Annotated in this window: 5 protein-coding genes; all 5 read right to left on the minus strand. The window is 31.9% G+C overall.

Translation table 11 applies throughout. The annotated features are described in order from the left end of the window. Nucleotides 1-280: 280 nt before the first annotated feature. The 5 genes from DW743_RS17710 to DW743_RS17735 all read right to left on the minus strand — a co-directional run bounded on the left by DW743_RS17710 (nucleotide 281) and on the right by DW743_RS17735 (nucleotide 3,279). The gene (locus DW743_RS17710) at nucleotides 281-565 is read right to left on the minus strand and encodes a topoisomerase C-terminal repeat-containing protein (protein ID WP_002326770.1); all 285 of its coding nucleotides are present in this window, start codon (nucleotides 563-565) and stop codon (nucleotides 281-283) included. Nucleotides 566-710: 145 nt separating this feature from the next. Beyond that, nucleotides 711-1,448, minus strand: a complete 738-nt coding sequence (gene erm(B), locus DW743_RS17720) for a 23S rRNA (adenine(2058)-N(6))-methyltransferase Erm(B) (RefSeq protein WP_008687088.1) — start codon at nucleotides 1,446-1,448, stop codon at nucleotides 711-713. A gap of 124 nt (nucleotides 1,449-1,572) precedes the next feature. Next, a complete protein-coding gene (locus tag DW743_RS17725) occupies nucleotides 1,573-1,656 on the minus strand; it encodes a 23S rRNA methyltransferase attenuation leader peptide (RefSeq protein ID WP_001814874.1) in 84 nt (27 codons plus the stop codon). Between the two features lie 20 nt (nucleotides 1,657-1,676). Continuing rightward, nucleotides 1,677-2,519 (minus strand): FtsX-like permease family protein, encoded by an 843-nt coding sequence (locus DW743_RS17730; protein ID WP_003060411.1) that lies wholly within the window; start codon nucleotides 2,517-2,519, stop codon nucleotides 1,677-1,679. Then, on the minus strand, nucleotides 2,509-3,279 hold the full coding sequence (locus DW743_RS17735) for an ABC transporter ATP-binding protein (protein ID WP_003061398.1): 771 nt from the start codon (nucleotides 3,277-3,279) through the stop codon (nucleotides 2,509-2,511). Before DW743_RS17735 ends, DW743_RS17730 begins: the two co-directional genes overlap by 11 nt. Nucleotides 3,280-3,530 lie beyond the last annotated feature (251 nt).

Here is a 3,530-nt window from a genome sequence, read left to right on the forward strand (position 1 = left end):
TCATTTTGGTGCAAGCGTAATTCATGAGTAACGTAGCAATATTTTGCGCTTACGCTAGGTGTGATTTAATGACCTCTTTTGAAAAATTTTTTAAATTTTTTCGGGTATGAAAAAAGCCCGCACAAAACATATAGTCTGTACGAGCCTTTAAAGCTAAAACATAGTAATATTGTATCATTAAGAATCACAAATCACAAGTGATTTGTGATTAATCACTTGTGATTTGTGATAAGTGATTTGTGATTAATATATAAAAGCCCTCTTTAAAGGGCTTTTATGTTTATTTTGAAAAAGAGATAAAATCAATATATCCCTTTTCCCCAATTTTTACAACGGCATTGTAGGGCTTTTTCTCTTTGTTTTTGATTCCTTTTACCAGGGTTTCTTTTCCCTCCAGTAATTCTTTTACATTCGTTTTGGTTAGTTTTTTCTTTCTAAAATGTTCAGCTAAAGTAAACTTACATTCAGGATAATTTGAACAACCATAAAACGATTTTTTTAATACAATATTGTTGCCACACTTAGGACATTTTCCTACAAGGGGTCCCGAGCGCTTAGTGGGAATTTGTACCCCTTATCGATACAAATTCCCCGTAGGCGCTAGGGACCTCTTTAGCTTCTTGGAAGCTGTCAGTAGTATATCTAATAATTTATCTCCATTCCCTTTAGTAACGTGTAACTTTCCAAATTTAAAAAAGCGACTCATAGAATTATTTCCTCCCGTTAAATAATAGATAACTATTAAAAATAGACAATACTTGCTCATAAGTAATGGTACTTAAATTGTTTACTTTGGCGTGTTCCATTGCTTGATGAAACTGATTTTTAGTAAACAGTTGACGATATTCTCGATTGACCCATTTTGAAACAAAGTACGTATATAGCTTCCAATATTTATCTGGAACATCTGTGGTATGGCGGGTAAGTTTTATTAAGACACTGTTTACTTTTGGTTTAGGATGAAAGCATTCCGCTGGCAGCTTAAGCAATTGCTGAATCGAGACTTGAGTGTGCAAGAGCAACCCTAGTGTTCGGTGAATATCCAAGGTACGCTTGTAGAATCCTTCTTCAACAATCAGATAGATGTCAGACGCACGGCTTTCAAAAACCACTTTTTTAATAATTTGTGTGCTTAAATGGTAAGGAATATTCCCAACAATTTTATACCTCTGTTTGTTAGGGAATTGAAACTGTAGAATATCTTGGTGAATTAAAGTGACACGAGTATTCAGTTTTAATTTTTCTGACGATAAGTTGAATAGATGACTGTCTAATTCAATAGACGTTACCTGTTTACTTATTTTAGCCAGTTTCGTCGTTAAATGCCCTTTACCTGTTCCAATTTCGTAAACGGTATCGGTTTCTTTTAAATTCAATTGTTTTATTATTTGGTTGAGTACTTTTTCACTCGTTAAAAAGTTTTGAGAATATTTTATATTTTTGTTCATGTAATCACTCCTGAAGTGATTACATCTGTAAATAAATACAGAAGTTAAACGATTTGTTTGTAATTTTAGTTATCTGTTTAAAAAGTCATAAGATTAGTCACTGGTAGGAATTAATCTAACGTATTTATTTATCTGCGTAATCACTGTTTTTAGTCTGTTTCAAAACAGTAGATGTTTTATCTACATTACGCATTTGGAATACCAACATGACGAATCCCTCCTTCTTAATTACAAATTTTTAGCATCTAATTTAACTTCAATTCCTATTATACAAAATTTTAAGATAACAGTCAAGAACATATCTGCACAAGTTGTAGATATACCATAAATGCTGATAATCAACATGATTACGCTTACCATCAAATAAGTAAGTGTTTCTTGCTTATTAAAATTATCCATAGTACAACGTGAATTCCAGAGAAAAAGAGAAATCGCACCAAGAATAATACTTAAAACAAAAATGACATTTCTTTTTTTACTGTCACGGAACATTTTCTTTTCATTTTGTTTGTCAAAATAAAGAAAATCACGTATCGTCATTTTACTTATTCTTCTTAATAGATTAAGCAAAACCAAAACATAAATAGTTAAAAAATAAATTATCAATAGTCCAATAGAAACGAAATTCAAAGAAATAAAGAGAGTTTTTGGAATACCCAGTAAGTTTACAATTACTAACGACACAAACTGGCTGAATAAAAAGCCAATAGGAATAGCTAATACAAATGCTAAAATTCCCAACAGTATATTTTCAATTACAACTAAGTGGGCAATTTCTTTTTTCTTAATGCCAAGAAGCATATATGTTCCTAATTCTTTACTTCTTTTTTCAAACATAAATTTCGTTGTATAGTTGATCAAAAAGCATATCACAAAAATAATAAGAATATTTACAGCGAACAATGAATTCTTAAATGCATCCATACTGGAACATAACTTTACAATTTCATCAGAATTTGCCACCAAATTAAAAGCAAATATAAGAGAAAAGGATGCAGTAACGGTTATCAGATAAATCAAATAATCTTTAATATTTCTTTTTGTATTTCTATACGCTAACTTACCTAACATTTCCCACTTCACCTCCGAGCAAGGTTAATATATCCAGTATTTCATTGAAGAAATCTTTTCTGCTTTTTTCCCCTCTGAAAATTTCATTGAATATTTTACCGTCTTTCAAGAACAAAATACGTTCACAGAAAGACGCACTAAACGGGTCATGTGTTACCATTAAAATAGTAGCCTGCATTTTCTTGTTGATTTCAGACATTGTTTCCAGTAATAATCTGGAAGCTTTTGAGTCCAAAGCTCCCGTCGGTTCATCAGCTAAAATCAGTTTCGGTTCATTGATTAAGGCTCTAGCACAAGCACAACGCTGTTTTTGTCCGCCAGAAACTTCATAAGGAAATTTCGATAAAATATCACGAATACCCAATTTATCGGCGATAGCATGAACTCTTTTCTCAATATCAGTAGGGTTCTGTTTGTTGATAACCAATGATAAAGAAATGTTTTCTCCAATCGTTAAAGTATCTAAAAGGTTGAAATCTTGAAAAATGAACCCTAAATTTTCACGTCTGAAATCAGCAAAATCTTTATCCTTGATTTTGGTAATATCTTGATTATTGACTGTAATGTGTCCGCTGGTTACAGTATCAATCGTAGAGATACAGTTTAATAGGGTAGTCTTTCCAGAACCACTAGCTCCCATGATTGCGACAAATTCGCCCTTATCTACATACATAGAAATACCGTCTACTGCCTTTGTGATATTTCCAGAGTTACCCCCGTAGTATTTTTTTACTTGCTCTAAATTTAAAATGTGTTCCATTAAAAATCGCTCCTTTCTTCCTGCCACATTTATTTGTTTTGGAATACAATTAAATTATAGCAAGGGCAGTATTCAATTACACTTACAGTTTTGAAAGTAAACAGAGAGTAAAAGAGCCGTGATAATGCAGATCACAATTTTGTGAAGCATTTCCACGACCCTTTTATTATAATTTTGCCTTTGTCTTTTTCGTAATGATATAAATATATTCTTCTGGTGTAGGGCGTTTATTCCCAAAATACTTTTTGAAA

This window comes from Blautia sp. AM28-27 (genome assembly GCF_003480905.1).
GTDB lineage: Bacteria > Bacillota > Clostridia > Lachnospirales > Lachnospiraceae > Fusicatenibacter > Fusicatenibacter saccharivorans.

What these genes read in the sequence shown, in the direction of transcription:
- DW743_RS17725 (WP_001814874.1), bottom strand. Translation starts at nt 1,656, where the DNA reads ATGTTGGTATTCCAAATGCGTAATGTAGATAAAACATCTACTGTTTTG.
- DW743_RS17735 (WP_003061398.1), bottom strand. Translation starts at nt 3,279, where the DNA reads ATGGAACACATTTTAAATTTAGAGCAAGTAAAAAAATACTACGGGGGT.
- DW743_RS17730 (WP_003060411.1), bottom strand. Translation starts at nt 2,519, where the DNA reads ATGTTAGGTAAGTTAGCGTATAGAAATACAAAAAGAAATATTAAAGAT.